The sequence below is a fragment of the Neobacillus drentensis genome (assembly GCF_036965245.1).
Taxonomy (GTDB): Bacteria; Bacillota; Bacilli; order Bacillales; family Cytobacillaceae; genus Neobacillus; species Neobacillus drentensis_G.
The window spans coordinates 1-2,959 of record NZ_JBALPG010000101.1; the positions used below are offsets into that span (position 1 = coordinate 1).

Below are 2,959 nucleotides of genomic sequence, written 5' to 3' on the forward strand. Positions count from 1 at the left end.
ATGGATGGCTAACGGGTGCTTGAGTTCAAGATGGATCGCTGCGGCGGTCTATTTTCTTATTCGACTAACTGGCAGTTTAGTGGGGGAAGGTATTCATATTAGTTATCGGAAACTAATAAAATGAAAAGTAAAATATCTGCTTACTTTAGGCGAGTAGAAAGGGGATTTAAATGGATAAAACAACTTTTTACTCTTGGATGGCTGTAATTGCTTTAATTTCGTTTTTTACAGGAGAAATTGTAACATTTATGATGCTTTTCTTAATTTTGATAACTTTAAAAGAAATAAATCAAAACTTAATAAAATTTTATGATGATTGGAAAGGTAAGAACTAACGTGAAAAATATTATTCAGCATTTTTCTTTTGAACTAAAGGTGCAATAGTTTAAGAACTGTGGCTGCTTCGGCGGCTTTTTTTGCTTATTCAAGTAACTGGCAGGTTTGTTGAATAAGGAAAAATAATAAAAAGACCAATGAGTGGTCTTTCAAAGAGAGTAGTGGGAACTTAGAATTGATTCTAAAAGGAGCATAATTTCAATCTTCATCCAAGGCGGAATCAGAGTTAACTTTCAGGAAAGTTAAAGTGTTTAAAACTATGACATTATATAGGAATTTTTATCTAAAAGGTATTATTGTATAAGATTTAGTGTGTTACTAAATCCCTTGTTGGTGCGTTTTACGGCTTTACCTGACAATAGTTAAACGCATATAAAGAGAAAATATTTGGTGTTTATATCCGTTCTAAGACTTTATTCTATGATATGTGAGATCAAGAAAAGGCCAGATCCAACAAGGAAGAAAACTCCTGCAATGATGGCAAGCTTTTGGCTCCAAGTATGTTCATTCACCATGGTGTTTTAATCCTTTCCTTAGTTTAAGGGTTTTCTTGAATCAATTATAAATGCCCATTACGTAATTTAAAGTATGTTATTTTTAGCAAAAGGTGTAATAAAAATAAATTTTTAATAAAAAGTCCGAATACAACTGATAAAAAGATTTAAGTACTCGTTTGAACTTTATTGTGAAAGATTGTACTTAAACAAACGGGTGCTAGAGTAGAACAAGGGGCTGCGGCATCAGTTGCAGTTAGAGAGAGGTTCGTTTATGACTAGGGGGATTTTTCTTGAAATACTCAGAACTATTGAATTATCAAGGCTACATTTATTTAAACTCCATATATGAACCAAGATATAATTTATTGATACTTGATATTGACCGTTGTAAAGTCATTGGATACCAGGCTGATGAACAGACAGAAGAAGGTATTTCAGTTTCTTCCTATGGCTCAATCGATGTCGATGAAACTCTCCCAATCATTCGTATTGAATTTAATTGGTACATTGCTTATTCGGTAAGAAATGAAAGCTTTACTGTATCGGATGAGTATGAAGTTTTTGATGGTGAAGCCTTCTCTATTTATTCCAAATCAAGATATTTAGATTTTATTAAGGTAAGCACCATTGCTTCCGATTTTCATCCTGGACCCTTCAAACATTATGGGATAAATGCTTTAAACCACATAATTGATGTGGTATCCACTGAACCTCCAATAATTTCATTCATTAATAGAAAAGTCTAAAAAGAGGAAGTGTAATAAAACAACCTTCTTCAGCTAATGGGCGCTTGAGTTGAGGACTGTAATCGTTACGGCGTTCTTTTTTCTTGTTGAGCTAACTGGCAGTTTAGTTCAACAAGAAACGGATATATAATAGAGGGATTAAAGGGTTATGAGGTGGATAAACAATGATTGGCTCTCCAGAAATAAATAAAGTAATTAGACAAATTTTATCTCATACATTAAAAGAAAATGGATTTGACAAAGTGAATACAAGACATAATTGGGGTTGGCATAATCACTGTACTTGGGTATTTGACATTACTGCTGTTGGAAAGAATTTTTCAGATGTAACAGGATGGTCTCCTATGTCTGTTTACGTGGATTTAGGGATTTTCTATGACTTTGTTCCACCTAAAGATGGTGAAATAAAAATTGGTACTAAAAATGAATTAATACCTAAACCACATCAATGCCAGCTACAAAAACAGCTACATTGCAGGCTTGACCAATCTATTTATACCGATAAACTTAATAATCCTGCTGAAAAAAAGCGAAATGATATTTGGTGGATAGAACCCAATGGCTCCAATATCGAGGAAGTTATAAACGATATAAAACAATCTTTCTTGAGTGATGGATTAGGGTGGCTATTGAAAAATACTGATTTGGAGACGGCATTTAAAGAAATTGAAAGTGAGCACGATTCTTTTAATAAATTCTACAAGGCAAGGTATTTTGCAGAGCATTTAAATGATAATTTTAAGTTTGAAAAGTACAGTCAATTATTAGAAAAAGAGCAAAAAGGAATTGATGGCTTGTTCAGCTAACGGGGAGCTTATGTTCAATAAGAGGTCGCTGCGGCGACTTTTTTTCTTGATCCACTAACGAAGCAGTATAGTGAAAGTAGGAATTATCAAATCGTGCTGCGAATTGTTATTTTAAATAGAAAATTATAAAAGTGGGAGAACAGTATGATTAATACATATGGATTAGAATTGAACCCTCCAGTTGAGGAGAAAAAGGTTAGAAATGTAGAAGCAGAACTTTGTATTAAATTTCCCAACGATTATATAGAATTTATCTCATACTCTAATGGTGCTGAAGGAAGCATAGGAGAAAATTATTTAATATTATGGTCGATTGAGGAAATTGTTGAATTAAATGAGGCTTACGGTGTTAATGAATTTGCTAAAGGGTTAGTATTATTTGGATCGGATGGGGGCGACACAGCATTTGCCTTCGATACAAGAACGAACGAAATACAAATTGTAACTGTTCCATTTATAGGGATGGACTTAAATGAAATAGCCCCTTGTGCAAATACATTTAATGATTTCATACAATACCTTTTAAACAACCATTAGTGCAAAATCCCTGTTAAGCTACCATGAAAATAAGTTT

The 2,959-nt window shown here is 33.2% G+C and carries 4 protein-coding genes; all 4 read left to right on the forward strand.

From position 1 onward, the window contains the following. Positions 1–170 precede the first annotated feature (170 nt). The 4 genes from V7150_RS19050 to V7150_RS19065 all read left to right on the forward strand — a co-directional run bounded on the left by V7150_RS19050 (position 171) and on the right by V7150_RS19065 (position 2,922). Positions 171–335 carry a hypothetical protein gene (locus tag V7150_RS19050; RefSeq protein ID WP_335521469.1) on the forward strand — a complete coding sequence of 55 codons (165 nt, stop codon included), beginning with the start codon at positions 171–173 and terminating at the stop codon, positions 333–335. Positions 336–1,123: 788 nt separating this feature from the next. Beyond that, positions 1,124–1,579, forward strand: a complete 456-nt coding sequence (locus tag V7150_RS19055; RefSeq protein WP_335521470.1) for a hypothetical protein — start codon at positions 1,124–1,126, stop codon at positions 1,577–1,579. 164 nt (positions 1,580–1,743) lie between these two features. Next, positions 1,744–2,385, forward strand: a complete 642-nt coding sequence (locus V7150_RS19060) for a hypothetical protein (RefSeq protein ID WP_335521472.1) — start codon at positions 1,744–1,746, stop codon at positions 2,383–2,385. Between the two features lie 144 nt (positions 2,386–2,529). After that, entirely contained in the window at positions 2,530–2,922 is a 393-nt protein-coding gene (locus V7150_RS19065) for an SMI1/KNR4 family protein (protein ID WP_335521474.1), read from the forward strand. Positions 2,923–2,959: the final 37 nt, after the last annotated feature.